Origin of the sequence: Allobosea sp., from assembly GCF_035999205.1 — a bacterium.
GTDB lineage: Bacteria > Pseudomonadota > Alphaproteobacteria > Rhizobiales > Beijerinckiaceae > Allobosea.
Genome location: NZ_DASYHA010000012.1, coordinates 159,167 through 185,057, shown reverse-complemented (window position 1 = coordinate 185,057; position 25,891 = coordinate 159,167). Strand labels below are relative to the sequence as shown.

Here is a 25,891-nt window from a genome sequence, read left to right as displayed (position 1 = left end):
ATGGCCCGCACTCCCGCCCCGCCTCGCGCCTGGCAACGCATGCTGTCCGGCCGCCGGCTCGACCTGCTCGACCCCTCCCCGCTCGATGTCGAGATCGAGGACATCGCCCATGGCCTCGCCCGCGTCGCGCGCTGGAACGGCCAGACGCAAGGGCCGCATTCCTTCTCGGTCGCCCAACACAGCCTGCTGGTCGAGGCCATTGCCGATCACCTCAACCCGGACTGGTCCGATTCCTGGCGGCTGATGGCTTTGCTGCATGATGCACCGGAGTACGTGATCGGCGACATGATCTCGCCCTTCAAGGTGGTGATGGGCGACGCCTACAAGGCTGTGGAGATGCGGCTGCTCGGCGCGATCCATCTGCGTTTCGGCCTTCCAGCCGCGCCGCCGGCGCTGCTCAAGCGCAAGACCAAGGAGGCCGACACGATCGCCGCCTTCCTGGAGGCGACGGAGCTTGCCGGTTTCGCCCGCGACGAGGCCTTGCGCTATTTCGGCCGGCCGCAGGCGCTGCCGCGCACCGTCACGGCCCTGCTCGTGCCGCTGGATACGCAGGCTGCGCAGGACCGTTTCCTAGCGCGCTTCGCCGCGCTCAGCCCGGGCTGAGCACGGCGAAGGCATTGCCGATGCGAGGCGTCAGAGCGTCAAGCGCACCTGGCTGATCTCACGTGCGATCTGCTGGAACACCGGCGTCAGCTGCGCGGCGCTTGTGACTTCGTAATACATGCTCGGATCGCTGGCGCAGTTCTGCAGCAGCGTTCGGTCACCATTGATCACACGCACGGTGTAGACCTTGATGCCGGCGTCCTTGGCCGTCTGGCAGGCGAGCTTCGTGCGGGCATCGATCGCAGCGCCGTCGCTGGTGAAGCGGTTCTGCGTGTTTTCGCCGTCGGTCAGCAGGATCATGTACTTGTTCAGGCGCGGCGTCGCGTAGGGGCGCGCCTGCGTGAAGGGAACCCCCGGAGTCAGGGTCGCCATGCCCCAGATCGCGCCGATGGTGACGTTGGTGTTGCCAACCGGCGTCATGCCGTTGATGGAGGCCTTCAGCACGGCCCAATCCGCGGTCAGCGGCTGGATCGGCGCCAGCGTCGACTGGGCGCAGAAATCGGCCGGATACAGCGTCGAATAGGCGAGGATGCTCTCATTGTCCTTCACGTCGTTGGGCTGGTCGCGGTCGCTGACGCAGCCCGTCCAGGTCGACTTGGTGATCGGCGTCGTGGTGCAGGTCTGCTTGCCCTTGCTCGTCGTGCAGGTCGTCTTGGTCTGGTCGAAGCGCAGCCAGGCCTCGTCCTTGAAGCCGGTCGAGATCTTGACCTGCGTCGCGAAGGGCACGACCGAAACCTTGATCTGGTCGGTCTCCGTCGTCGCATCCTTCATGATGTCGATCAGGTTGGTCGCCGCCGTCTTCAGCGCGGTCATCTTGCCCGAGGAGTCCATGGAGCCGGTATTGTCGAGCGCCAGTGCGAGCTCGATCGTGTTCGTCCCCCAGGTCGACTGGGACTTGCTCTTGATCGTCATCGACGCCTGGCCGATCAGCCGTGTTAGGCTGGTATCGATGTCGAGCTGTGCCTCGATGGCGATCGTGCGCGCCGTGCGGTCGATCACCGTGTTGGCGCTGGTGAAACCTTTCGCGCTGTCGCCATGCAGGTTCGCCGTGATCCATTTGGTGATCCGGCTGCGAACCTCCGTGTCCGACAGCTTGGCCGCGTCGCGCGCCGCCATCAGCGCCGCCGAGTCGAGCGCCGCGTTGAGCACCTGGCGGGCCGTGGCCGCTCGAGAGTAGTCGATCGATGCGCCGGTCAGCCCGATAACGGGGACCATAGCGAAACCGAACGTGATCAGAACGTTGCCGCGTTCGTCGGAACGCAGCGCACGCAGACGCTTCAGCAGCAAGCCTTTCAGACCCATTGCCTATTCCCCCCTATGGTCTTCCACCATCAAGGACGCGCCTGCAGGGCTTGCGTGGGGCTGAATTGAATCGGTCGAATTGTCTGCAATCCGTCGATTTGTCGGATTTTTCCACGATTTTAGTTCGAATTTGCGCCGAGGACGGCTGCACACTCTCGGCCAACCGAGATCACCTTTTCGATTTTGGAAAAGGTGATCTCGCTCTTTTCCGGATTTCGAGAAGCCAATTTTCGCCTCATAACCGCGGCACCCCTGCCAACAACATCGCGTCGCAAAGGAACCGGTCATGTCGCAGCCTTCCCTCACCTTGCCGAAGGGCGTCGTCGTCAAGGGCGCCATCGCCGATCGCTATGACGAGGTGCTGAGCCATGACGCCCTCGCCTTCGTCGCCGAGCTGCAGCGCCGCTTCAACGAGACGCGCAAGCGCCTGCTCTCGCTGCGCAGCGAGCGCCAGAAGCGCTTCGATGCCGGAGAAACGCCCGATTTCCTCGCCGAGACCCGCCATATCCGCGAAGGCGACTGGAAGGTGGCGCCGATCCCTGCCGACCTTCTCGACCGCCGCGTCGAGATCACCGGCCCGGTTGATCGCAAGATGATCGTCAACGCGCTGAACTCGGGCGCGAAGGTCTTCATGGCCGATTTCGAGGACGCCTCCTCGCCGGTGTGGGCCAATATGGTCGAGGGCCAGATCAACCTAAAGGATCGCTGGGCCAACCGGATCGACTTCACCGATCCCAACTCCGGCAAGGCCTACAAGGTCGGCGCCAAGCCAGCCGTCCTGATCGTGCGCCCACGCGGCTGGCACCTGCCCGAGCGCCACATCGAGATCGACGGCGAGATCGCATCCGGCGCGCTCGTCGATTTCGGCCTCTATCTCTTCCACAACGCCAAGGCCGCGCTGGCGGCGGGCTCGGGCCCCTACTTCTACCTGCCGAAGCTCGAGAGCCATCTTGAGGCGCGCCTCTGGAACGACGTCTTCGTCGCCGCCCAGACGGCGCTCGGCCTGAAGCTCGGCACGATCAAAGCCACCGTCCTGATCGAGACCCTGCCGGCCGCCTTCGAGATGGACGAGATCCTCTACGAGCTGCGCGAGCACATGGCCGGCCTCAACTGCGGCCGCTGGGACTACATCTTCTCCTTCATCAAGAAGCTCGCCCGCAACAAGGCCTATGTCCTGCCGGACCGCTCGCAGGTCGTGATGTCGAAGGCCTTCCTGCGCGCCTACTCGCTGCTGCTGATCCAGACTTGCCACAAGCGCGGCGCCTTCGCGATGGGCGGCATGGCGGCGCAGATCCCGGTCAAGAACAACCCGGAGGCCAACGCCGCCGCCTTCGCCAAGGTCAAGGCCGACAAGGAGCGTGAGGCCGGCGACGGGCATGACGGCACCTGGGTCGCCCATCCCGACCTCGTCCCGGTCGCCATGGAGGTCTTCGACCGGCTCATGCCGCAGCCGAACCAGCTCGACAAGAAGCGCGAGGATGTAAAGGTCGGCACGAAGGACCTTCTGGAGGTCCATCAGGGCACGCGCACCGAGGAGGGCTTCCGCGAGAACATCCGCGTCGGCGTGCAGTATCTCGAAGCCTGGCTGCGCGGCCGCGGCGCGGTCCCGATCTACAACATGATGGAGGACGCCGCGACCGCCGAGATCAGCCGCGCCCAGATCTGGCAGTTCGTCAGCTACGGTGTCGAGGTCGACGGCAAGACCAAGGTCACCCCCGAACTGTTCAAGCGCTGCCTCGGCGAGGAGATGGAGCGGGTGCGGGGCGAACTCGGTGCCGAGAACTACGACAAGGGCCGCTTCCCGGAAGCGATCGACCTGTTCTCGAAGCTGTCGCTCGCGCCGGAATTCGAGGATTTCCTTACCGTGCCGGCCTACGGCAAGCTCGGCTGAAGGATCGGCCTCTGAAGATGCAAGGGCGCCACTGCAAGGTGGCGCCTTTTTCTTTGCCGGGCACGCATCGCGTGACTGCAGTGCAGCAGCCTTGCGCGCCTCGCCGATGCGCCCGATAGTTAGTGCATCTGACTGCTGCCGGACTGGATGCCACCGTGTCATTCATCGAACAACCGGTTGTCGCGCTCTTCCTCTCCCTCGCCCTCGGATATCTGATCGGAAAGCTCCGGATCGCCTCGATCCAGATCGGTGGCGTCTGTGGCACCTTGTTCGTCGCGCTGGCGCTGGGGCAGCTCGGTGTGACCATCAGTCCCGATCTGAAGAACGTGGCCTTTGCGCTCTTCATCTTCGCGCTCGGTTTCACGGCCGGACCGCAGTTCTTCAACAACATCCGGGGCGGCTGGCGCTACGGCATCCTGTCTTTCGTCGAAGTTGGCACGGTGCTGCTGCTGCTCGCCGCAGCGATCGTGATCTTCGGCCTCGACCACGGCACGGCCTCCGGCCTGTTTGCCGGCTCAGCGACGGAATCGGCGGTTCTCGGCACGGCCTCTGACGCGATCGCCCGGCTCGCCCTGCCGAAGGCCGAGATCGATCGGCTGCAGTCCAATATGGCGACCGCCTACAGCGTCACCTATCTGTTCGGCCTCGTCGCGATCGTGGTCTTCACCACGCAGATCGCTCCGCTTCTGCTCGGCATCAATGTGCGCGAAGCCTCGGCGGCCCTGGCCCGCGAACTCGGCGCCGAGGACGAGGCGGGCAACGGCAATGGCGTGCCCGAGATCGTCTCGCGCAGCTTCCGTGCCGGCCCGATCGCCGGGAGCAGCGTCGGCGCCTTCGAGAACAGCGTCAACGGCGTGGTCACGATCGAACAGGTCGGGCGCGCCGGCGGCTTCAGCAAGGCGACCACCGAGACCGTGCTGGAGGCCGACGACATCGTTCTGGTGATCGGCCGGCGGCGTTCCGTCATCGCGATCAGCGAGCGACTCGGCGCCGAGGTGCCGATGCCGGCCGGCGACAACGTCCCGCTGGTCGAGCGCCAGATCGTATTGGTGCGCCGCCAGGTCGCCGGACTCCGGATCCGCGACCTGCGCCGGCTCGCCAGCTCGGAGCAACGGCGCGGCGTGTTTATCTCGCGCATTCACCGGCTCGGCCAGAGCATCCCCGCCTTGCCCGGCACGGTGCTGGCGCAGGGCGATATCCTGACGCTCTATGGCTCCGAAGATGCGATTATCCGCGCTGCGCCCGAACTCGGCCATCTGCTCCCGGCGAGTGCGGCGACGGATTTCGTCATGCTGGGGCTCGGCATCGTCGCCGGCCTCCTGCTCGGCGAGCTCAGCCTGCAGATCGGCGCCCTCAACCTGACTCTCGGCACCGGCGGCGGCGCGCTGGTCTCGGGCCTGTTCTTCGGCTGGCTGCACATGCACCGACCGCAATATGGCGCGATCCCGACCGACGCCGCCGCGTTCATGAAGGATTTCGGCCTCGCGACCTTCATCGCCGCGGTCGGGCTCTCGGTCGGTCCCGATGCCTTCGCGCTGCTCAAGCAATACGGCCTTGTCCTGCCGGTGCTGTCGGTTCTGGTCTCGGCGGTCCCGGCCCTGGCCTCGCTCTACATCGGCCATCGCCTGCTCAAGATCGAGGCGCCGATCCTTCTCGGTGCGATCGCAGGCCAGCACTGCAGCACGCCTACGATCAGCGCGCTCGTTTCGCTCGCCGGCAACTCCACACCCGTGATCGGCTACACCGTCACCTACGCCATTTCGAACGTGCTGCTGCCGCTCATGGGCCCGGTGGTCGTCGGCATGGTCGGGCTCATCGGATAAGCCTCCGGGAGAGGCGCCGACGCCTTATGGCGCCGGCGTGACGTTGAGCGTCATCTGGCCGCGTCCGGTGCGCCCTTCCTTGTCGACGGCCTGGATCTCGATGACGTGCTTGCCGGGAGGCACCAGCACGGCCGGCGCCTCGATGCCCTTCTCCGTGATGAAGGCCTTGACGCGCGTGGTGACGTCGAGCGCCGGCTGGCGGCGATAGATCACGCGCACGCTCTCGGGATCGACCGGCACGCCATTGCTCGGCAGAAACTTGACCGCAAGGCGAAGCGGCTTGCCCGCTACCACCGAGCCCAGCGTGCCCTGCGTATCGACGCCGGGGCCGCGCGTCAGGTTGCGGACGGCGCCGCCGGTCGCGTCCGGCGCCGGCAAGCCGGCTTCCTCGCGGGTGATGAGCTGGACCGGTTCTGATGCCTGTGCTGCGCCCAGCACCAGCGTGGAAACCAGGATGGCAGGCAGGATGAGCCGGATCAACGTCGTGTTGGTCATCGTTTCACTTCACTCCCAGAAGGCCGGCGATCAGGCCGGTCATGATGGTCAATGCGGTGCTGGCCATGAGGATGGTCATCTCAATTGCCTTGAGCGTGTCCATGGGCATCTTGCCGTTCATCGAGAGCAGCGCCGACCGGAGTGCCGGCACCGAGGCGAGCCCCTTCGCGCTCAAGGCGGCCTGCGTCACCCGCAGCAACATGCCGGCGAACATGGAAGCGCCAATGCTCAGCGCGTAGAACGACGTTTCGCGCCAGGCGGCGACTCCCTGTGGCAGCAACGGAATGTTGTCGATCCAACCAAGCAATGCGTTCATTGCCCCAACGGAAAAAAGCGCGAACACTACGGCGATGCTCGCATCGAGCCATGACAGGCGCGGACGAACGCCGAAATAGGCCAGCCCCGTGGCGAATGGGATTGCCATCGAGGCGAAACGCAGCACGGACAGCGACAGGTCGAGCCCCAGCACCACCGTCCAGTAGGCCGCCAGCAGCACGGCAAAGCCGATCGGAAGCACCCAGAAACGTCGGCGGGAGAACGCCGCCTGGAAGGTGCCGGGGGGTTCGACCGCTGTCTCCGCTTCCGCCGCCGCGCTGGCCTCGGTAGCTTCGACGGCCTCGGCCTTGAAACGACGCCTCTCGCTTGCCTGCTCGAGGCTGACGAGGCGTACCTCCAGCGCGTCGAGACTGGCGAGACGGGCTTCGGCGGCGTTCAGACGGCGCAGCAGCGGCAGCACAGGCGTCAGGTCGCGGCCGCAGCAGCGGCACGACAATGCGCTGCCATTGAGCACGGCATCGCAATAGGGACAGACGAGTTGATCCTGCACCGAAATCCGAAGCCTTGTTGGAGAGCGCACGCTCAAAGCCACAACTCTCGGCGCGACGCAAGCAAATCACGGGAAAACAGCTACGGAAGCTTACCAGAATTGCGCAGTTGGTCAGTCGGACCAAAGTCCAGAGCCGATGCGGTGGCTGCACAGTGAAGCCGAATCGTCTATCGCCGGTTCATGAGCATCGCCCCGGACGCCCCCAAGAGCACCGCTTTCCTCGGCCGCCTGAGCGAGGCCGTCTCGCGCTACAGGGCGGATGTCGCCGGCCCGCGCGAGCACCTCGCGCTGCTGCGCTGGCAGATCAGCCAGGGCGACGCGCTCGACCGGCGCGACACCTTTCCCGGCCACGTCACGACGAGCGCCTATGTGCTCTCGCCCGACCATGCCAGCATCCTGCTGATCGACCATGTCGTGATCGGCCGCTGGCTCCAGCCTGGCGGCCATTGGGAGGATGCGGCGACTTTCGCAGCCTCCGCGGCTCGCGAGGCACTCGAGGAAACCGGCGTGCGGGGCATGGCGCTGCACCCCTGGCACGGCGGCGGCGACCTGCCTTTCTTCATCGACAGCCATGACGTGCCCGGCAAGCCCTCGCGCAACGAGCCCGCCCATATTCACCACGACCTGCAGTATCTTTTCATTGCACCGCCTGACCTGCCGCTGGTGGCGCAGGAGGAAGAGGTCCATGCCGCGGCCTGGAAGCCGTTGCGCGAACTCGAGGACATCGCCCCCCTCGCACTCGCGCGAATTCGAGGCCTGACGCCGCCGGGCTAGGGCATCTGCACGGCCAGCGGAATGTGGTCTCGGGGAAGGCCGATCGAAGCAACAGGCTGGGTCATCGAATCCAGGACGATGTTCGCCGCTGTCATCTCGCGGATCGCCGGATAGCGATCAGCGTCGCGGGTCGTCCTCAGGCGCACTCGACGTCACTATTGCGACTCGTTTGCATTTGCATTAGATCCCTTGGACGTCAACCGGATGCCACTGATGTCGCTGAAGCACTTTGCCGTCGCAGTCCTCCTCTCCAGCGTGGGGACCGCCTCGCTCGCCGCAGACCTGACGGCCCGCAAGCCACCGCCACCGCCCGCGACGCCGGTCGCCTCCGCCTGTTCGGAGAGCGAAGGCATCCCGACCGATGCCTTCGGCTTCACCACAGGCTCCGATGTCGCCGACCCCGGCTCCTTCGGCCCCAGCCTGACCTATGGCGGCGCCTATGGCACCCGACTGGGCTCCGCCAGCGGCCATGGCCTGCAGCTCCAGGGCTCCTATGGCCTCGCGCCCTGCCTCGAGGTCGGCCCCTATCTGCTCGGCGGCCTTTCGCGCTCGTCCTTCGCCGGCATCAGTGCCGATGCGAACAGCTTCGGCGCCGGCATCGAGACCAAGTACAAGCTCCTCGGCCGCGACAGGCACGGCATCGGCCTGACCGCAGTGATCGACCCGAGTTTCAACCGCAACGACCCCGATGGCGCCGGACGCTTCACCACATACAATACGGGCCTGCGCCTGTTCGCCGACAGGACGCTCATTCCCGGGAAGCTCTACGCCGCGCTCAATGTCTCGCAGGACATGACCTGGACAGGGCCTGATCCTTACGCCCGTTCCTCGACCTTCACGGTCGGCGGTTCGCTCGCCTGGCAGGTGCTGGACGGCGTCTATCTCAGCGGTGAGGTCCGTCACCAGCGCGCCTACGACACGCTCGGCTTCAGCAAGGAGGCCGGCTACGCCACCTTCGCCGGTCCCGGCGTGTTCTGGCAGGCGACGAAGCAGTTCGCGATCTCCGCCGCCTACAACGTCCAGGTCGCGGGCAAGGCGAAGAACGAGCCGGGCAATCTCGATCTGACCAATTTCAGCCAGCACCTCGTCAAGGTGAAGGCCGCCTACAGCTTCTGACGCCCCACCCTGTCAATCTGCTCTAGGGGCGCCCGCGGCGACGCGGGCGCCCTTCTTGCTTTGCACGGGCCGCCATCACGTTGACATACTCCCGGGCAGTATCTTATCAGCGAGCCGTTTGAGATACTCCACCCCAGTATGGTTGCCGTATGCCCCACAGCCCTGATGACAAGCGGCGTGCCATCACCCGCCTGCGCCGGATCAGAGGCCAGGCCGACGCGCTGATCCTTGCCGTCGAACGCGGCGAGGATTGCGGCGCGCTGTTGCAGCAGCTCGCCGCCCTGCGCGGCGCCGCGACCGGGCTGATGGCGGAAGTGCTCGAAATGCATCTGCGTGAAACGATGCAGGCACCGGGCCGTCCAGCCGAAGGCAGCGACGAAAGCCCGGACTCCATCGCCGAGATCATGCGCGTCATCCGTCCCTATCTGAAGTGAACGCTCGAGAAGAAGGATATTCCCGATGAAGACCCGTGCAGCCGTCGCCTGGGAAGCCGGCAAGCCCCTCACCATCGAGACCATCGAGATCGGCGGCCCGAAGCCTGGCGAGGTCCTCGTCGAGGTCATGGCAACCGGCATCTGCCACACCGACGCCTACACGCTGTCGGGCCTAGACTCCGAAGGCAAGTTCCCGGCGATCCTCGGCCATGAGGGCGCGGGCATCGTCCGCGAGGTCGGCGCCGGCGTCACCACGCTGAAGCCTGGCGACCATGTCATCCCGCTCTACACCCCGGAATGCCGCAACTGTAAGTCCTGCCTGTCGCGGCGGACGAACCTTTGCACCTCGATCCGCGCCACCCAGGGCCAGGGCCTGATGCCGGACGGCACCTCGCGCTTCTCCTGCGACGGCGGAGAGGTCTTCCACTACATGGGCTGCTCGACCTTCGCGAACTTCACCGTCCTGCCCGAGATCGCCCTCGCCAAGGTCCGCGAGGACGCGCCTTTCGACAAGATCTGCTACATCGGCTGCGGCGTCACCACCGGCATCGGCGCGGTCATCTACACGGCCAAGGTCTGGCCGGGCGCCAATGTCGTCGTCTTCGGGCTCGGCGGCATCGGCCTCAACGTCATCCAGGGCGCCCGCATGGTCGGCGCCGACAAGATCATCGGCGTCGACATCAATCCGTCGAAGCGCGCGATGGCCGAGAAGTTCGGGATGACCCACTTCGTCAACCCGAAGGAGATTGGCAACGACAAGGTCGTGCAGGCGATCGTCGATCTCACCGGCGGCGGCGCCGACTTCTCCTTCGACGCGACCGGCAATACCGACGTGATGCGCCAGGCCCTCGAATGCTGCCATCGCGGCTGGGGCGAGTCGATCATCATCGGCGTCGCCGAGGCCGGCAAGGAGATCGCCACCCGTCCGTTCCAGCTGGTCACCGGCCGCGTCTGGAAGGGCACCGCCTTCGGCGGCGCCCGCGGCCGCACCGACGTGCCGAAGATCGTCGACTGGTACATGGAGGGCAAGATCAACATCGACGACCTGATCACCCACAAGCTCTCGCTCGACGAGATCAACACCGGCTTCGACCTCATGCATGAGGGCAAGTCGATCCGCAGCGTCGTGGTCTACTGACCACGCCGCTTCGCTGCCTTATTCCGCGGGCAGTGACACGTCATGGTCGCCCTTGTGGCGACCATCCACGTCTTCGCTGGGCGAAACCGGTGTTCAAGACGTGGATTCTTGGGGCCACCCGAGCATGACATTATCGGCCGACACGCGTTGTCCGGAAGTCGCGCAGACCAGCGAAACGAAGGAACCCTGCATGGAACTCCTCTCCTCCTCGAAGGCATTCGGCGGATCGCAGCGCGTCTATCGCCATGACAGCGCGGCCTGCGCCTGCCCGATGACCTTCGCGATCTACCTGCCGCACCAGATCGAGGACGGGCCGGTTCCGCTGCTCTGGTATCTCTCGGGCCTGACCTGCACGCACCAGAACGCCATGGACAAGGGCGAGTATCGCGCCGCCGCCGCCGCCAACGGCATCGCCATCATCTGCCCGGACACTTCGCCGCGCGGCGCAGGCATTCCCGACGAACCCGACAACTGGCAGTTCGGCATGGGCGCCGGCTTCTATCTCGACGCGACGCAGGAGCCCTATGCGAAGAACTACCGCATGGAGAGCTATATCCGCGACGAACTGCCGGACCTCGTTTCCCGGCATTTCCCGGTCGACATGGGCCGCCAGGGCATCTTCGGCCATTCCATGGGCGGCCATGGCGCGATCACGCTCGCGCTGAAGAATCCGCAGCGCTACACCTCCGTCTCCGCATTCGCGCCGATCGCGCAGCCCTCGACGGCCGGCTGGTCGCGCCCCGCCTTCGAGAAATACCTCGGCACCGACGAGCGCGCCTGGCGCGCCTATGACTCGACCCTGCTGATCGCCGACGGCCATCGCGTCCGCGATCTGCTCGTCGATCAGGGCACCGCCGACGGCTTCCTCGACGAAGGCTTGCGACCACAGCTGCTCGAGATCGCCTGCGCCACGGCCGGCATCCCGCTCGAGCTGCATATGCGCGACGGCTACGACCACTCCTACAACTTCATCTCGACCTTCATGGCCCAGCACATCGCCTGGCATGCCCAGCGACTGACGGGCTGAGGCCAGCCGCGGGAACGCCCGCCGCACCCCGGCGTTGATCAGCCGCAGCGCTCGCGGAGGATCGATGCCATGGCGAAGCACCCACTGCCGCAGGCCGATCGCTCCCTCTTCACGAGAATGTCCCAGGCGACCGCCCATTGGGCCGGCAAGCCGCAGACCTTCTTCATCGCGCTCGCCGTGATCGTCGTCTGGGGTCTCTCGGGCCCGCTCTTCGGCTTCAACGACACCTGGCAATTGGTGATCAACACCTCGACCACCATCGTCACCTTCCTCATGGTGTTCATCATCCAGAACAGCCAGAACCGCGACACCGCGGCGATGCAGATCAAGCTCGACGAGCTCCTCTCAAAGGTGGAGGGCGCGCGCGAGGAGCTGATGGATCTCGAGGAACTGGACGAAGAGAAGCTGGAAGCGCTCCGGGCGGAATTCGAGCGGCGCGCGGCGAAGGCGCGTGAGAACCGCTCGGCTGCCTGAACTTTAACGGCTTCACGCGGAGCTGTGCGTCATCCCGGGCAAGCGGCGAAGCCGCGCAGCTACGGGATGACGCCGATCTGCACGAAACGCTAGGCGTCAGACCACCGCGGTCAGCCCGCCATCGACCATCAGCAGGTGGCCGTTGACATAGTCCGACGCGGCCGAGGACAGGAAGATCGCGGCACCGATCAGCTCCTTGGTCTCGCCCCAGCGCCCGGCCGGCGTGCGGCTGCAGACCCAGGCGGTGAAGGCTTCGTCGGCGATCAGCGCCTTGTTGATCTCAGTGGTGAAATAGCCCGGGCCGATCGCGTTGGCCTGGATGTTGTGCTTGCCGAGTTCGGCCGCCAGACCGCGCGTCATCATCTTCACCGCGCCCTTGGAAGCCGTGTAGGGGATGATCGTGGCGCGGCCGAGCTCGCTCATCACCGAGCCGATATTGATGATCTTGCCGCGCTTGCGCGGTACCATCCGCTTGGTCACCGCCTGAGTGGCGTAGAACACCGAATGCAGATTGGTCGCCATCACCTCATGCCAGCCCTCGACCGGAAATTCGGTGATCGGCGCACGCTTCTGCATGCCGGCATTATTGATGAGGATGTCGATCGGACCGATCTCGGCCTCGACCATCGCGACCCCGGCTTCGACGGCGGCATGGTCCGTCACGTCGAAGGGAGCGATCGAGACCTTGCGGCCGGCCGCCGAAATCACCTGCGCCGCACGCTCCAGCTTGGCCTTGTCGCGGCCATTCAGCACGACATGCGCGCCGGCCTCCGAGAGCCCCTCGGCCAATGCGAGGCCGATGCCCTGCCCCGAGCCGGTGACCAGGGCGATCTTGCCCTCGAGATTGAACAGCGACAGAGACATGGCCGATCCTCGCGACGATTGATACGACCGGCATCTTTAGGTTTGCGCCGGCCCATTGAAACTGGGTAAGCAGCTTTCAAACGATTAGACAACACCGATCACGACGGTGGAACGCTTCGCAGCCATGCTGAGGGGCGCACCGACGATCAAGGGAGAAGCCGCCATGCGCGCTGTCGTCATCCATGCCGAGAAGGACCTTCGCGTCGACGAGGTCGCCATCGGCGAGCCCGGTCCCCAGCAGGTCCGCGTCAAGATCGAGGCCGGCGGCATCTGCGGCTCCGACCTGCACTATTACCTGCATGGCGGCTTCGGCACGATCCGCGTCCGTGAGCCGCTGATCCTCGGCCACGAGATCGCCGGCCGCGTCGAGAAGGTCGGTTCCGAGGTCACCCGCGTGAAGGTCGGGGATCGCGTCGCCGTCAATCCGAGCCGCGCCTGCGGCCATTGCCGCTATTGCCAGATGGGCCTGCAGCAGCACTGCACCGACATGCTGTTCTATGGCAGCGCGATGCGCTTCCCCCATGTCCAGGGCGGCTTCCGCGAGATGCTCGTGATCGAGGAGCGTCAGGCGGTGAAGGTGGCCGACCATGTCACCGCCGCCGAAGCCGCCTTCGCCGAGCCGCTGGCGGTCTGCCTCCACGCCGCCAAGCGCGCCGGCCCGCTGCTCGGCAAGCGCGTCCTGGTCACCGGCTCGGGGCCGATCGGCATCCTCGCCATCGTCGCCGCCAAGGCAGCCGGCGCGGCAGAGATCGTCGCAACCGACGTGGTCGACGGCCCCTTGCCGACGGCCCTCCAGATGGGCGCGAGCCGCGCCATCAACGTCATGGCGGAGCCGGACCGTCTCAAGACCGAGTACGGCGCCGATAAGGGCGCCTTCGACGTGATGTTCGAGGCCTCGGGCAACCAGCATGCCCTGACCGGCGCCTTCGATGTCCTGCGCTCCGGCGGCACCGTCGTCCAGATCGGCGTCGGCGGGAACTTCACGCTGCCGATGAACGTCGTCGTCGCCAAGGAGTTCGACCTGCGCGGCTCCTTCCGCTTCCACGAGGAGTTCGACTGGGCGGTGGCGATGATCGGCTCCAAGACCATCGACCTCTCGCCCCTGCTGACGGCGACGATTCCCGTCGAGCGGGCGGTCGAGGCCTTCGACCTTGCGGCCGACAAGTCGCGCTCGATGAAGGTCCAGCTCGCCTTCGGCTGAGCCGCATCCGTGCAACTCTGCGGGTTCCGTCCGGCCGCCGCGGAGCGGCCGGATAGGATCCGTCACAAAATGTGAGAAGGCGGAAACCAATTCCCGCTATAGAACGCGCCTGAACGGGCTCGCCGCCCGAGCTGGGCAAACGCAAAGATGACACGCAAATACTTCGGAACCGACGGCATCCGCGGACGCGCCAATGGCGTGATCACCCCGGACCTCGCGCTCAAGGTCGGCCAGGCGACGGGCCTGGCCTTTCACCGCGGCGATTATCGGCACCGCGTCGTGATCGGCAAGGATACGCGCCTCTCCGGCTACATGATCGAGTACGCGATGGTCGCGGGCTTCACGTCCGTCGGCATGGATGTGATGCTGCTCGGCCCGATGCCGACGCCCGCCGTCGCCATGCTGACCCGCTCGATGCGGGCCGATCTCGGCGTGATGATCTCCGCCTCGCACAACCCCTATGAGGACAACGGCATCAAGCTGTTCGGCCCCGATGGCTACAAGCTCAGCGACGAGGTCGAGAGCGAAATCGCCAAGCTGATCGATTCCGACCTCGGCCCCCGCCTCTCCGCCTCCCCCGCCCTCGGCCGCGCCAAGCGCATCGACAGTGCCCAATCGCGCTATATCGAGTTCGCCAAGCGCACCCTGCCGCGCAACATGAGCCTGGAAGGCCTGCGCATCGTCATCGATTGCGCCAACGGCGCCGGCTACAAGGTCGCGCCCGAGGCCCTTTGGGAACTCGGAGCGGAGGTCATTGCGATCGGCGTCGAGCCGGACGGCTTCAACATCAACAAGGACGTCGGCTCGACCGCTCCCGATGCGCTGATCGCCAAGGTGCGCGAATTGCGCGCCGACATCGGCATTGCGCTTGATGGCGATGCCGACCGCGTGCTGATCGTCGACGAGCTCGGCCATGTCGTCGATGGCGACCAACTCATGGCCGTGATCGCGCGCGACTGGCTCGAGGATGGCCGCCTGTCGCAGCCCGGCCTGGTCGCGACCGTGATGTCCAATCTCGGCCTTGAGCGCTATCTTGCCGGCCTGGGCCTCAGCCTCGCCCGGACCGCCGTCGGAGACCGTTATGTGCTCGAGCACATGCGCAACCACGGCTTTAATCTCGGCGGCGAGCAGTCCGGCCACATCATCCTCTCCGATTTCGGCACGACCGGCGACGGCCTCGTCGCGGCACTGCAACTGATGGCGGCCGTGAAGCGGCAGGACAGGCCGGTCTCCGAGGTCTGCCACGCCTTCGAGCCGCTGCCTCAGATCCTGAAAAACGTCCGCTACAAGCAGGGCCAGCCCCTGTCCGAAAAGCCGGTCGTGAGCGCGATCGAGGCCGCCCGGCAGCTGCTCGGCGAGAGCGGGCGCCTCGTCATCCGCCCCTCCGGGACCGAGCCCGTGATCCGCGTCATGGCCGAGGGCGACGACGCCGACCTCGTCATGCGTGCGGTCGACGACATCGTCGACGCCGTAACGACGGCGGCTGTCTAGCTCTCGCCGCCGGGGCCCACGCGCCGTCGTTCGCGGGGCAGCTCGACGGATGCCGGAAGCCATCTCGGCACAGGCGCGCGATCATGGCTTCCGACGCAGCCCGAGCGGCCCGTTGGCTATCGGCCGGAAGACTCACGCCCGAGAATATCTGGGGCGACGCATCGCTTGGCGCAGAGTTTGCTCAGGGGAAGGTGGCTGACGCTACGGTCGCGTCGGCGACTTCTTCTGATTCAGGCTGAGGCTACCATGCGAAACCTTCTGATCACCGCTTTGCTTTTGACGCCCTTCAGTGCCGCCCCCGCGGCCGCCCAGGCCCTCGAGGGAACGTGGGTAGGGTCGACGCCGAGAGGATCTGCGCTGAGCGTCACGATCTCCGGAAACCAGGCAACATCGTATTACTTCCAGGGCCGCCCTCAGGGGATCACGGGGGGGCGCGTTTCCGGCAATCGCGTCTCTTTCGACGTGGCGGGCCCGAACAAGGGCAAGGTCGTCATGACAAAGGCCGCAGGCAGTACCGTCTCCTTCCGGTACACCGACAACACCGGGCCCGACGCCATGACGACGACGCTCTCCAGGCAGTAGGCCAGGGAACGAGCGACTTCGATCCTGCGCGACTGGCGCCGGGCTCCTCCGTCGGATCACCGCTCGGCGCAAAAGCCGGTTCCTCGACGTCGACGGGCAGGCGAGTAATCGCCTGCCCGCTTCACCCGCGTTGCTCCGCAAGAATTCCGGCGAGCCGCACCGCCTGCAGTGCCCAATACCATTCACCTATCGTTAAGACATCGGCACATCTTCACGCCTCGTTGAGGTTAACTGCTAAGCTTAATTCTCGCTTAAGAAATCACTGGCATTGTCATCCTGTCGGTAACTCGCGCGGGTCGCGTTCTTGGCGCTGCGCAAAAACTCGAGGGACACTGCCATGGGCAGCCTGAAAACTTTTGCGCTGGCAGGCGCCTTGGCGCTCGGGGCATCCGCCGCCGCTGCCGCTGACCTCGCCTACCCGCAGCCGCTCCCCGCGGAGCCGCCCGTCCTCAAGGGCACGATCAGCAGCGGCTTCTACCTGCGCGGCGACATCGGTGTCGGTTCGCAGGGCTATGACGAGCTGGATGTGACGCTGAACGGCGCCCCGGTGATCAACACGGCCGGCGTCACCTCCTTCGGCACCATCAAGGGAGACCGCAACTTCGCCGCCTTCGCCGGCGTCGGCATCGGCTACCAGTTCAACAACTGGCTGCGCTTCGATCTGACCGGCGAGTATCGCGGCGCCTCGTTCAACGGCCAGGACCAGCTGTCCTACAACTTCGGCGTCGCGACCAACCAGACCAACATCTACCGCGCCGACATCGCGACCTTCGTCGGCCTGGTCAACGCCTATGTCGATCTCGGCACCTGGAACTGCCTGACCCCCTATCTCGGCGTCGGCATCGGCTTCGCCAACCACACCGTGAACGGGCTCTCCGACAACGGCATCAACCAGGCGGTCGGCGCGCCGTTCGCCAACGTCTCCTACGCCTACGGCGCTTCGGCCGACAAGACCGACTTCGCCTGGGCTCTGATGGCCGGCGTGTCCTATGACGTCACCTCGAACCTGAAGCTCGACATCGGTTATCGCTACCTGAACATGGGCGATGGTCCGACCGTCGGCCTGCGCGGCGCCAACGGCCTGCTCGCCAATCCGAGCTCGGCGGTCCGCTTCAAGAACATCGACAGCCACGACATCCGGATCGGCATGCGCTGGAACTTCAGCGACCCGAGCTGCTGCGGCCCGGTCGAGAAGCCGATCGCCTACGCGCCGACCGTGCGCAAGTACTGAGCGCAACGACCGCTATATTATCGGCAGCGCGGACCCCGGTCCGCGCTGCTTTCGTTTGAGCTGCTTTCGTTTGAGACTTGGGGGAGCGTCTCAGCGCAGCAGCGACTGGCCCGTCATCTCCGCCGGCTGCGCCACTCCCAGCAGCGCCAGCAGTGTCGGCGCGACATCGGCGAGGCGCCCGTCCGCCAGCCCCGCGGCTTGGCTGCCAACGACCATCACCGGTACCGGAAAGGTCGTGTGGGCGGTGTGAGGTGCGCCGGTCTCGGGATCGACCATCAGTTCGCAATTGCCATGATCCGCGGTGATGAGCATCGCCCCGCCCGCCCGCGCGATCGCATCCGCGATGCGCCCGAGCCCGGCATCGACGGTCTCGACGGCCTTGATCGCAGCGCTCAGCACGCCCGTATGCCCTACCATGTCGGGATTGGCGAAATTCAGCACGACGAGATCGTATTGCCCGGACCCGATCGCCTGGACCGCCCGTTCCGTCAGTTCCGGCGCCGACATCTCGGGCTGGAGATCATAGGTCGCGACCTTCGGCGACGGCACCATGATCCGGTCCTCGCGCGGATAGGGCGTCTCCTCGCCGCCGTTGAAGAAATAGGTGACGTGCGGATACTTCTCCGTCTCGGCCATGTGCACCTGCGCGAGGCCGGCCTTGGCGACCGTCTCGCCGAGCCCATTGGCCAGCGTCTGCGGCGCGAACAGCGCCGGCATGATCTGGTCGAGCTCGGCGCTGTAGGAGGTCATGCTGACCGCCTTGGCCAGCAGCGGCCGACGCGGCCGCATGAAGCCGGTGAAATCGGCAAACAGCACCGCATCCAAGATTTCGCGAATGCGGTCGGAGCGGAAGTTGAAGCTGAGCAGCCCGTCCCCGTCCTGCATGCCGGCATAGCCGCCGATCACCGCTGGCGGAATGAACTCGTCGTTGATGCCCTCGGCATAGGCGCTCGCGATCGCCGCCGGCGCGTCCGGGAAGACATGCCCTGCGCCCAGCACCATCGCCTGCCAGGCCTGTTCGACGCGCTCCCAGCGATTGTCGCGATCCATCGCGAAGTAGCGGCCCGAAACCGTCGCGATCTCGGCCTGCGGCGGCAGGGCGGCGATGAAATCGCGGACAAAGCCGGCGGCCGATTGCGGCGCGGTATCGCGCCCATCGGTGAAGATGTGGACGCGCACCGGGACGCCCTGCTCCACCAGGATGTGCGCGAGCGCCACCGCATGGTCCTGATGCGCATGCACGCCGCCGGGCGAGACGAGGCCGAGCAGATGGCAGGCGCCGCCGCTGGCCTTGAGCGCCGCGATCAGTCCCGAAGCCGAGAGAGCCTTGGCGATCGAGCCGTCCTCGATCGCTTGGTTGATGCGCGGCAGGTCCTGCATCACCACTCGGCCGGCGCCGAGATTGAGATGGCCGACCTCCGAATTACCCATCTGGCCCGGTGGCAGGCCGACATCGAGGCCAGATGTCTTCAGGAAGGCGCGCGGCGAGCTCGCCCAGAGCCGATCGAAATTCGGGGTCTTCGCCAGGCGCACCGCGTTGTTTTCGCTCTCCTCGCGCCAGCCCCAGCCATCGAGGATCATCAGCATGACGGGGCGAAGAGGCATGGCCGACCTGTGAACATTCGTGGAAGCTCTTGTGCGAGTATCACGCCGCCCAGCGCGAATGCGAGTGCTAAGAAGGTGCGTGGGCTGCGTCGGGAGAGCGCGTATGGCGATCAAGGCAGTGGTTTTCGATGCCTACGGGACGTTGTTCGACGTGCAATCCGTCGGCGCCGTCACCGAGATCGCCTTCCCTGGGCACGGTGAGGTCATCACCCAGATCTGGCGGCTGAAGCAGCTTGAATACAGCTGGTTGCGCGCCCTCATGGGCGCCTACGAGGACTTCTCGACCGTTACCCGGGAATCGCTCGCCTACACGCTGGAGACGCTCGGCCTCCTCGCCACGCCGCAACGCATCGCCGAAATCGCGTCAGCCTACGATGCCCTGGCGCTCTATCCGGAGGCGCGCCGGGCCCTCGAACAGCTTGGGCATTTGAGGCTTGCGATCTTCTCCAATGGCAGCGCCGCCATGCTCGAGCGGCTCGTCGCCCAGGCCGGGATCGAGAGCCTGATCGAAACCGTGATCAGCGTCGACGAGATCGGCGTCTACAAGCCCGATCCGCGCGGATACCGGCATGTCGAGACGCGTCTCGGATTGGGGCGGGACGACATCCTCTTCGTCTCCTCGAACGGTTTCGACATCGCGGGTGCCAAGGCGCATGGCTTCGAGGTGGCGCGGATCGCGCGACTGCCTCCCGATGTCCTGCACCGGGAACTCCAGGATGGCAGCCCGCTCGGCCCAGCGCAGCTGTTCAAGGCGCTGCGGATGCGGCCCGAGCAACTCGGCTTCGATGCCGACGTCACCATTGCGGCCCTGACCGATCTCGTCTCCTATGCCGGCCGCGAGAATGGCCCCTCTCGGGGATGATCCGTCTCGCAGCCCGCCTTCGCCCGAGGAGCCCGAGATGATCAAGTTCTATTACCACCCCTCGCCCAACCCGGCGAAGATCGCCCTATTCCTGGAAGAAGCCGGCCTGCCCTACGAGATGGTCCCGGTCGATACGCGCAAGGGCGAGCAGTTCAAGGCGGAGTTCCTGGCGATCAACCCCAACGCGAAGACGCCGGCGCTGACCGATGGCGACGTCACGGTCTTCGACAGCAACGCGATCCTGCTCTACCTCGCCGAGAAGACCGGCCAGTTCCTGCCGGAGAACACGCCTAAGGCGCGCGGCGAGATGCTGTCCTGGCTGATGTTCGTCGCGACCGGCATCGGGCCCTATTGCGGCCAGGCCGTGCATTTCAGCCGTTTCGCGCCGGAGAAGATCCCCTATGCGATCAACCGCTATGCCCGCGAGGCCGAGCGGCACTGGGGCATCATCGATGCCCAGCTCGGCAAGCACCGCTACATGCTCGGCGACAGCTACACGCTGATCGACATGTCGGTCTGGGGTTGGGCGACGCGGCTGGGCTTCGCCGTCGGGGACGCATGGGTCGACATGTTCCCGCATGTCAAACGCCATCTCGACGAGATCTCGGCGCGCCCGGCCGCCCAGCGCGCTGTCGCGCTCAAGGACGCCTTCGCCTTCAAGACGGATTTCGACGACGAGGCGCGCAAGTTCCTGTTCCCGCAGAACGCCCATCTCGCCGGCCAGGCTTCGTGACGAGGCCGAGCAGGTGCCTCAGCCCTGCTCGCCGTTCTCGCCGCCTCCGTCCTTGAGCGCGTCGAGCGGAGCATCCAGCGTGAAGACGAGACCGCCGGGGAGGTAGGCGCTTTCCGCCCGAGCGTGCGCGGCGGGAAAGCTCCGCTCGATCAGGCGCGAGCCGAAGCCGCGCCGCGTCGGTGTGACGACTGGCGGCCCCCCGCTCTCCTGCCAGCGCAGGCGAAACTGGGCCGCGCCGTCGATCTCATCGACGCGCCAGGACAAGGCGACGATCCCCGACGGATTCGAGAGCGCGCCGTATTTGACGGCGTTGGTGGCCAGCTCGTGCAGCGTCAGGGTCAATGCCAGCGCGGACTTCGGCCCTAGCACGACATCCGGCCCATCAATCCTGAACCGTGCCGGGTCGCCCTGAATACCAACGATGCTGCCGGCGATATCCGCCATCGGCGCATTGGCCCGCTGGCCCGCGACGAGCAGGTCATGCGCGCGCGACAGCGCCGCCAGCCTGGCGCTGAAGGCCTCGTTGGCGCTTTCCAGCGAGGTCGCGCCACGCAGCGTCTGCGAGGCGATGGCTTGGATCATCGCGAGCGTGTTCTTCACCCGATGGGCCAGTTCCTGCATCAGCAGGCGTTGCTGTGCTTCCGCCTCCTTGCGTTCGGTGACGTCGAGATGCGCACCGATCAGGCGCACCGCCTTCCCCGTCTCGTCGCGCTCGATCTGGGCGATCGCCGATATCCAGCGCACGGCCCCGTCCGACGGTCGGATGATCCTGTACTCGGCCTGATAGTCGCGCGCAGTCCCCGCGACCGCCTCGCGGAAATGGCTCTCGACCATCGCCCGTTCCTGCAGGTGGATACGCCTGACCCAATCTTCATGGCTCTCATGCACGGCCTCGGGCGGCAGCCCGTGGATCAGCAGGTATTCCGGCGAGCGCCTGTTGCGGAAACCGTCGCGCAACTCGACCTCGAGGCCACCGACCTTGCCGATCTTCTGGACCTGGGCGAGTTCCTGTTCGCGGCGGCGCAGTGCCTGCTCGGCGGCGTCGCGCTCGCGCCTAGCGCCCACCAGCGTCGTCGTCTCGATGACCACGGCGAGCACGCCGAGCACAGTACCTGAATCGTCGAAGATCGGGCTGTAATCGACATTCAGCCAGACATCCTCCGGCATGCCGTTGCGATGCAGGACCAGCGGCAGGTCGCGATAGGACAGCGGCCGCCCGCCCGCGAAGACGGTCCTCATCACCTCGACATGGAGATCCGTCACCTCCGGCCAGGCCTCCCAGAGGCTCATCCCAAGGATGCCGGGATGCTTCGCGCCGGCGATGACCGCATAGGCGTCGTTATAGAGCAGCAGGCCGGATTCGCCCCAGAACATCACCATCGGCGTCGGTGAGGCCAGTACGAGCTGCAGGGCCGACCTCAGCCGCTCCGGCCAGCTCGAAACGGGCCCCAGCGTGGTCTCGGCACCGGTCCAGGAGCGCAGGATCGTCCCCACCCCGCCGCCACCAGCGGGCCATGATCGCTCAGCCATGGCCGTATCCCCCCGGCAGATCGGCATCCTTGCGCGCCCGATATCGGGTCCGTGCGGCGTGCCACCATTTGGCAGGGCTAGCAGGCTCAGCCGATACGATACACGTCAAATGACATATCCCCCGCCCTCATACGCTCGATACGCACCTCCGGTTCCCGCGAAAGCAGTGGCAGCATATCCGGTTTCGCGGCAGTGTCGCCGAAACGATTCCGCTGCTGACGCAGACGGCGGACGAGGCGCAGCAGAGGGACAGGAATGCCGACTGACATCGAGATCGCGCGCGCGGGAGAGCTTCGGCCGATCGCGGACATCGCCGAGCGCGCCGGCATTCCGGAAGCCGCCCTCCACCCCTATGGCAAGTTCATCGCCAAGGTCGACACGCACGAGATCCCGGACTTCGCGAACAGGCCCGAAGGCAAGCTGATCCTCGTCACCGCGATCAGCCCGACCCCTGCGGGAGAGGGCAAGACCACGACGACCGTAGGCCTCGGCGACGGCCTCTCGCGCATCGGCAAGCGCTGCGTCATCGCCTTGCGCGAGCCCTCGCTCGGGCCCTGCTTCGGGGTGAAGGGTGGCGCCGCCGGCGGCGGCTATGCCCAGGTCGTGCCGATGGAGCAGATCAATCTGCATTTCACTGGCGACTTCCACGCCATCACCAGCGCGCACAATCTGCTCGCTGCAATGATCGACAACCATGTCTACTGGGACAACGCGCTCGGCTTCGACACGCGGCGCATCGCCTGGCGGCGCGTGCTGGACATGAACGACCGGGCCCTGCGCTGCACCGTCTCCTCGCTCGGCGGCAACGGCAACGGCTTCCCGCGCGAGGACGGCTTCGACATCACCGTCGCCTCCGAAGTGATGGCGATCTTCTGCCTCGCGACCGACCGGGCCGATCTCGAGGCGCGGCTGGGCCGGATCGTCGTCGGCCGCACCCGCGACAAGCGGCCGATCACGGCGGCCGAGCTCAAGGCGACCGGCGCGATGAGCGTGCTGCTCAAGGATGCGCTCATGCCCAATCTGGTGCAGACGCTCGAAGGCACGCCCGCCTTCGTCCATGGCGGCCCCTTCGCCAACATCGCCCATGGCTGCAATTCGGTGATCGCCACCCGCGCCGCCCTGAAGCTCTCGGACTACACGGTGACCGAGGCCGGTTTCGGAGCCGATCTCGGCGCCGAGAAGTTCTTCGACATCAAGTGCCGCAAGACCGGGCTCAAGCCCGCCGCGGCCGTCGTCGTCGCGACCGTGCGGGCGCTGAAGATGCATGGTGGCATGGCCAAGGAGGCCCTCGGCCAGGAGGATCTGGTGGCGCTCCAGGCCGGCCTCGCCAATCTCACGCGGCATGTCGGCAACATCCGCAAGTTCGGCGTGCCGCCGATCGTTGCGATCAACCACTTCGTCAGCGACACGCCGGCCGAGCATGAGCTGATAGCGAACTATTGCCGCAACCATCTCGGCGTCGAGGTGGTCGTCTGCCGGCACTGGGCCGAAGGAGGCGCCGGCGCCGAGGAATTGGCACGCCGCGTCGTCGCCCTGGCGGAAAGCGGCGAGGCCGATTTCGAGCCGCTCTATCCCGATACCCTGCCGCTCTGGGACAAGCTCGAGACCATCGCCCGCGAGGTCTATGGCGCGGCCGGCATCTCGGGCGATCCCAAAGTGCGCGCCCGCTTCGCCGAGCTCGAAGCGGGCGGCTATGGCCGCCTGCCCGTCTGCGTCGCCAAGACGCAATACTCCTTCTCGGCCGATCCGACCCTCCGCGGCGCCCCGACGGGTCACATCGTCCCGGTGCGTGAGGTCCGGCTCTCGGCCGGCGCCGGCTTCGTCGTTGCGATCTGCGGGGACATCATGACGATGCCCGGCCTGCCGCGCGCACCCGCGGCCGAGCGCATCCATATCGACGCGCAGGGGCGGATCGAGGGGCTGTCCTGACGCGAGCGACGGCCGCCAGCCGAGGCCGTTGGCGGTTTCTTAAACCCTGACCAACAGGATTTCCGCTCGCGGCCCGCCTGGATCGGAAGCCGCGGGCGCAAGGAGGCGTCAGATCGATGAAAACCACCGCCGGAGCCATCCGGCTGCCCCGCGGCCTCAGGGCTCGGGTGCTCGCCTGGACGCTGGCGATTCTGGTCGCGATCGCGTTGCCGGCGGCTGGCGCCTTCATCTGGCTGGTGGACAGCACGGTGGTGAAGCTCGGCACCCTCTTCGCCGAGAAGCAGATCCTGTTCGATCGCTATCGCGGCCTCGAATCGCTGATGCGCGAGGTCTCGCTTGCCGAGACCGTGGCCCGTTCGCCCGCCATCCTCGAATGGGCGCAGGACGAAGCCGATCCGGCCAAGGCCGAGCGTGGCCTGGCCGAACTCGAGCATTACCGGCTCTCCTTCAAGGACCAGAGCTATTTCGTCGTGCTCGGCGGCTCGGGGAACTACTACTTCAACGACAAGGACAACAATTTCGAGCGCGACCGCAAGCGCTACACGCTGTCGCGCGATAACCCGCGTGACGGCTGGTACTACAAGACCGCCGCGCTCGGCTCCGGCTGCCATCTCAATGTCGACCACGATGACAATCTCAAGGTCACCAAGGTCTGGATCAACTGCATCATCCGGCGCGGCGAGAGCGTTCTCGGCATCATCGGCACCGGCGTCGACCTCAGCCAGTTCATCCGCGAGGTCGTCGATATCCCCCAGACCGGCGTGCAGAGCATGTTCGTCGATCGCACCGGCGCCGTGCAGGCCCACCGCGATCCGAAGCTCGTCGATTTTCACAGCCTGACCAAGGACATCAAGTCCAAGAAGACGATCTTCCAGCAGCTCGATACCGAGCAGGACCGCGGCGCGCTTGCGACCATGATGCAGCAGGTCTCGGCCGGGGGCGCGCTGGTCCGTTCGCGCTTCATGGAGATCGATGGCCGCGAGGCTCTGGTCGGCGTAGGCTATCTCGACCGGCTCGGCTGGTTCAACGTCACCATCATGGACGTCGACGAAATCATCGACCGACGGCTGTTTGCCCCGATCGCGCTGCTCCTCGGCGCCATCCTGCTCGCCGCGGCGGTCCTGATGACCATCCTGTTCAAGCGCAGCGTTCTCGACCGGCTCGCGCGCGTCGAGGCGGCGGTGGAGCGCGTCCAGGCGGGCCGCTTCGACAGCGTCGTCACCGATCAGGGCAATGACGAGATCGGCCGTCTCGCGCGCGCCTTCAGCGAAATGGCCAGGGCGGTCGGCGACAATACGGACCGGCTCGAGCAGATGGTCAGCGAACGCACGCAGAAGCTGGAGCGCCTCGCCCAACTCGACCCGCTGACCGGCATCTTCAACCGCCGCGGCTTCGAGCACGCTTTCGCGACGGAGCAGAACCGGGCGCGGCGCACCGGGCGGCAGGTCGGCTTGCTGCTGATCGACATCGACAACTTCAAGCCGATTAACGACATCCACGGCCATCAGGCCGGCGACCGGGTGATCCTCGAAGTGGTCGGGCGCATGACCGCGCTGCTACGCAATTACGACCTCTGCGCACGCTGGGGCGGCGACGAATTCTTCGTGCTGCTCGGCGACGCCAGCCTCGACGCTCTGAACAAGGTCTCCGCCAAGATCCTCGTGGCAATGCGCGAGAGGCCGGTCATCGTGGTCGAGGGCGTGGCGCTGCCGGTCACGGTCAGTATCGGCGCCTGCCTCGTCGCCCCCGATCAGGCGATGGTGGAGGCCGCAGGCCATGCCGACACGGCGCTCTACAGCGCCAAGCAGAGCGGCCGTGACACTTTCGTGGTCTACGACGAGGCGCGCCTCGAGGAGCCTGTCCGCGCTCGCTGAGGCGTCACGGAACCCCTCCGTCATCCCGAACAAGCCGCGAAGCAGCGCCGCTCCGGGATCCATCGTAGACCTCCGGAGCCCTCCGA

23 protein-coding genes are annotated in these 25,891 nt (G+C 66.2%); 17 read left to right on the top strand and 6 right to left on the bottom strand.

Annotation, left to right across the window (positions count from 1 at the left end; translation table 11 throughout):
* Positions 1-603 (top strand): HD family hydrolase, encoded by a 603-nt coding sequence (locus VGN82_RS03610; protein ID WP_327525620.1) that lies wholly within the window; start codon positions 1-3, stop codon positions 601-603.
* Between the two features lie 30 nt (positions 604-633).
* On the opposite strand, the gene VGN82_RS03605 is transcribed toward VGN82_RS03610, so the two are convergent.
* The gene (locus VGN82_RS03605) at positions 634-1,905 is read right to left on the bottom strand and encodes a TadE/TadG family type IV pilus assembly protein (RefSeq protein ID WP_327525619.1); all 1,272 of its coding nucleotides are present in this window, start codon (positions 1,903-1,905) and stop codon (positions 634-636) included.
* A 286-nt stretch (positions 1,906-2,191) separates the two neighbouring features.
* On the opposite strand from VGN82_RS03605, the gene aceB reads away from it, so the two are divergent.
* On the top strand, positions 2,192-3,796 hold the full coding sequence (aceB, locus tag VGN82_RS03600; protein ID WP_327525618.1) for a malate synthase A: 1,605 nt from the start codon (positions 2,192-2,194) through the stop codon (positions 3,794-3,796).
* A gap of 155 nt (positions 3,797-3,951) precedes the next feature.
* Entirely contained in the window at positions 3,952-5,619 is a 1,668-nt protein-coding gene (gene aspT / locus VGN82_RS03595) for an aspartate-alanine antiporter (protein ID WP_327525617.1), read from the top strand.
* Positions 5,620-5,643: 24 nt separating this feature from the next.
* Here the strand turns inward: aspT and VGN82_RS03590 are convergent, their stop codons facing one another.
* Positions 5,644-6,114, bottom strand: a complete 471-nt coding sequence (locus VGN82_RS03590) for a hypothetical protein (RefSeq protein WP_327525616.1) — start codon at positions 6,112-6,114, stop codon at positions 5,644-5,646.
* Positions 6,115-6,118: 4 nt separating this feature from the next.
* Entirely contained in the window at positions 6,119-6,940 is an 822-nt protein-coding gene (locus VGN82_RS03585; RefSeq protein ID WP_327525615.1) for a hypothetical protein, read from the bottom strand.
* Between the two features lie 180 nt (positions 6,941-7,120).
* Here VGN82_RS03585 and VGN82_RS03580 point away from each other — a divergent pair, with 180 nt between their 5' ends.
* The 6 genes from VGN82_RS03580 (at position 7,121) to VGN82_RS03555 (ending at position 11,903) form a co-directional block, all read left to right on the top strand.
* On the top strand, positions 7,121-7,714 hold the full coding sequence (locus VGN82_RS03580; RefSeq protein WP_327525614.1) for an NUDIX hydrolase: 594 nt from the start codon (positions 7,121-7,123) through the stop codon (positions 7,712-7,714).
* A gap of 213 nt (positions 7,715-7,927) precedes the next feature.
* Positions 7,928-8,830 carry a hypothetical protein gene (locus VGN82_RS03575; RefSeq protein WP_327525613.1) on the top strand — a complete coding sequence of 301 codons (903 nt, stop codon included), beginning with the start codon at positions 7,928-7,930 and terminating at the stop codon, positions 8,828-8,830.
* 149 nt (positions 8,831-8,979) lie between these two features.
* Entirely contained in the window at positions 8,980-9,264 is a 285-nt protein-coding gene (locus VGN82_RS03570; RefSeq protein WP_327525612.1) for a metal-sensing transcriptional repressor, read from the top strand.
* Positions 9,265-9,289: 25 nt separating this feature from the next.
* Positions 9,290-10,402 carry an S-(hydroxymethyl)glutathione dehydrogenase/class III alcohol dehydrogenase gene (locus VGN82_RS03565; protein WP_327525611.1) on the top strand — a complete coding sequence of 371 codons (1,113 nt, stop codon included), beginning with the start codon at positions 9,290-9,292 and terminating at the stop codon, positions 10,400-10,402.
* Positions 10,403-10,592: 190 nt separating this feature from the next.
* Positions 10,593-11,429 (top strand): S-formylglutathione hydrolase, encoded by an 837-nt coding sequence (gene fghA / locus VGN82_RS03560; RefSeq protein ID WP_327525610.1) that lies wholly within the window; start codon positions 10,593-10,595, stop codon positions 11,427-11,429.
* Between the two features lie 69 nt (positions 11,430-11,498).
* Positions 11,499-11,903 (top strand): low affinity iron permease family protein, encoded by a 405-nt coding sequence (locus VGN82_RS03555; RefSeq protein ID WP_327525609.1) that lies wholly within the window; start codon positions 11,499-11,501, stop codon positions 11,901-11,903.
* Positions 11,904-11,999: 96 nt separating this feature from the next.
* Here the strand turns inward: VGN82_RS03555 and VGN82_RS03550 are convergent, their stop codons facing one another.
* Positions 12,000-12,767 (bottom strand): SDR family NAD(P)-dependent oxidoreductase, encoded by a 768-nt coding sequence (locus tag VGN82_RS03550; RefSeq protein WP_327525608.1) that lies wholly within the window; start codon positions 12,765-12,767, stop codon positions 12,000-12,002.
* Between the two features lie 163 nt (positions 12,768-12,930).
* On the opposite strand from VGN82_RS03550, the gene VGN82_RS03545 reads away from it, so the two are divergent.
* From VGN82_RS03545 to VGN82_RS03530, 4 genes are all read left to right on the top strand, one after another.
* Positions 12,931-13,968 (top strand): L-idonate 5-dehydrogenase, encoded by a 1,038-nt coding sequence (locus VGN82_RS03545; protein WP_327525607.1) that lies wholly within the window; start codon positions 12,931-12,933, stop codon positions 13,966-13,968.
* Between the two features lie 147 nt (positions 13,969-14,115).
* Positions 14,116-15,459 (top strand): phosphoglucosamine mutase, encoded by a 1,344-nt coding sequence (glmM, locus tag VGN82_RS03540; RefSeq protein ID WP_327525606.1) that lies wholly within the window; start codon positions 14,116-14,118, stop codon positions 15,457-15,459.
* A gap of 246 nt (positions 15,460-15,705) precedes the next feature.
* Positions 15,706-16,041, top strand: coding sequence for a hypothetical protein (locus tag VGN82_RS03535; RefSeq protein WP_327525605.1), 336 nt, complete (start codon positions 15,706-15,708; stop codon positions 16,039-16,041).
* Between the two features lie 337 nt (positions 16,042-16,378).
* A complete protein-coding gene (locus tag VGN82_RS03530; protein WP_327525604.1) occupies positions 16,379-17,272 on the top strand; it encodes an outer membrane protein in 894 nt (297 codons plus the stop codon).
* A gap of 90 nt (positions 17,273-17,362) precedes the next feature.
* Here the strand turns inward: VGN82_RS03530 and gpmI are convergent, their stop codons facing one another.
* On the bottom strand, positions 17,363-18,877 hold the full coding sequence (gene gpmI, locus VGN82_RS03525) for a 2,3-bisphosphoglycerate-independent phosphoglycerate mutase (protein ID WP_327525603.1): 1,515 nt from the start codon (positions 18,875-18,877) through the stop codon (positions 17,363-17,365).
* 103 nt (positions 18,878-18,980) lie between these two features.
* Here gpmI and VGN82_RS03520 point away from each other — a divergent pair, with 103 nt between their 5' ends.
* The gene (locus VGN82_RS03520) at positions 18,981-19,739 is read left to right on the top strand and encodes a haloacid dehalogenase type II (RefSeq protein ID WP_327525602.1); all 759 of its coding nucleotides are present in this window, start codon (positions 18,981-18,983) and stop codon (positions 19,737-19,739) included.
* Positions 19,740-19,776: 37 nt separating this feature from the next.
* Entirely contained in the window at positions 19,777-20,472 is a 696-nt protein-coding gene (locus VGN82_RS03515) for a glutathione S-transferase family protein (RefSeq protein ID WP_327525601.1), read from the top strand.
* Positions 20,473-20,490: 18 nt separating this feature from the next.
* On the opposite strand, the gene VGN82_RS03510 is transcribed toward VGN82_RS03515, so the two are convergent.
* Complete coding sequence (locus tag VGN82_RS03510) at positions 20,491-22,002, bottom strand: sensor histidine kinase (RefSeq protein WP_327525600.1); 1,512 nt, start codon at positions 22,000-22,002, stop codon at positions 20,491-20,493.
* A 255-nt stretch (positions 22,003-22,257) separates the two neighbouring features.
* Here VGN82_RS03510 and VGN82_RS03505 point away from each other — a divergent pair, with 255 nt between their 5' ends.
* Positions 22,258-23,931, top strand: a complete 1,674-nt coding sequence (locus VGN82_RS03505; RefSeq protein ID WP_327525599.1) for a formate--tetrahydrofolate ligase — start codon at positions 22,258-22,260, stop codon at positions 23,929-23,931.
* A gap of 116 nt (positions 23,932-24,047) precedes the next feature.
* Positions 24,048-25,805, top strand: coding sequence for a sensor domain-containing diguanylate cyclase (locus VGN82_RS03500; RefSeq protein WP_327525598.1), 1,758 nt, complete (start codon positions 24,048-24,050; stop codon positions 25,803-25,805).
* Positions 25,806-25,891 lie beyond the last annotated feature (86 nt).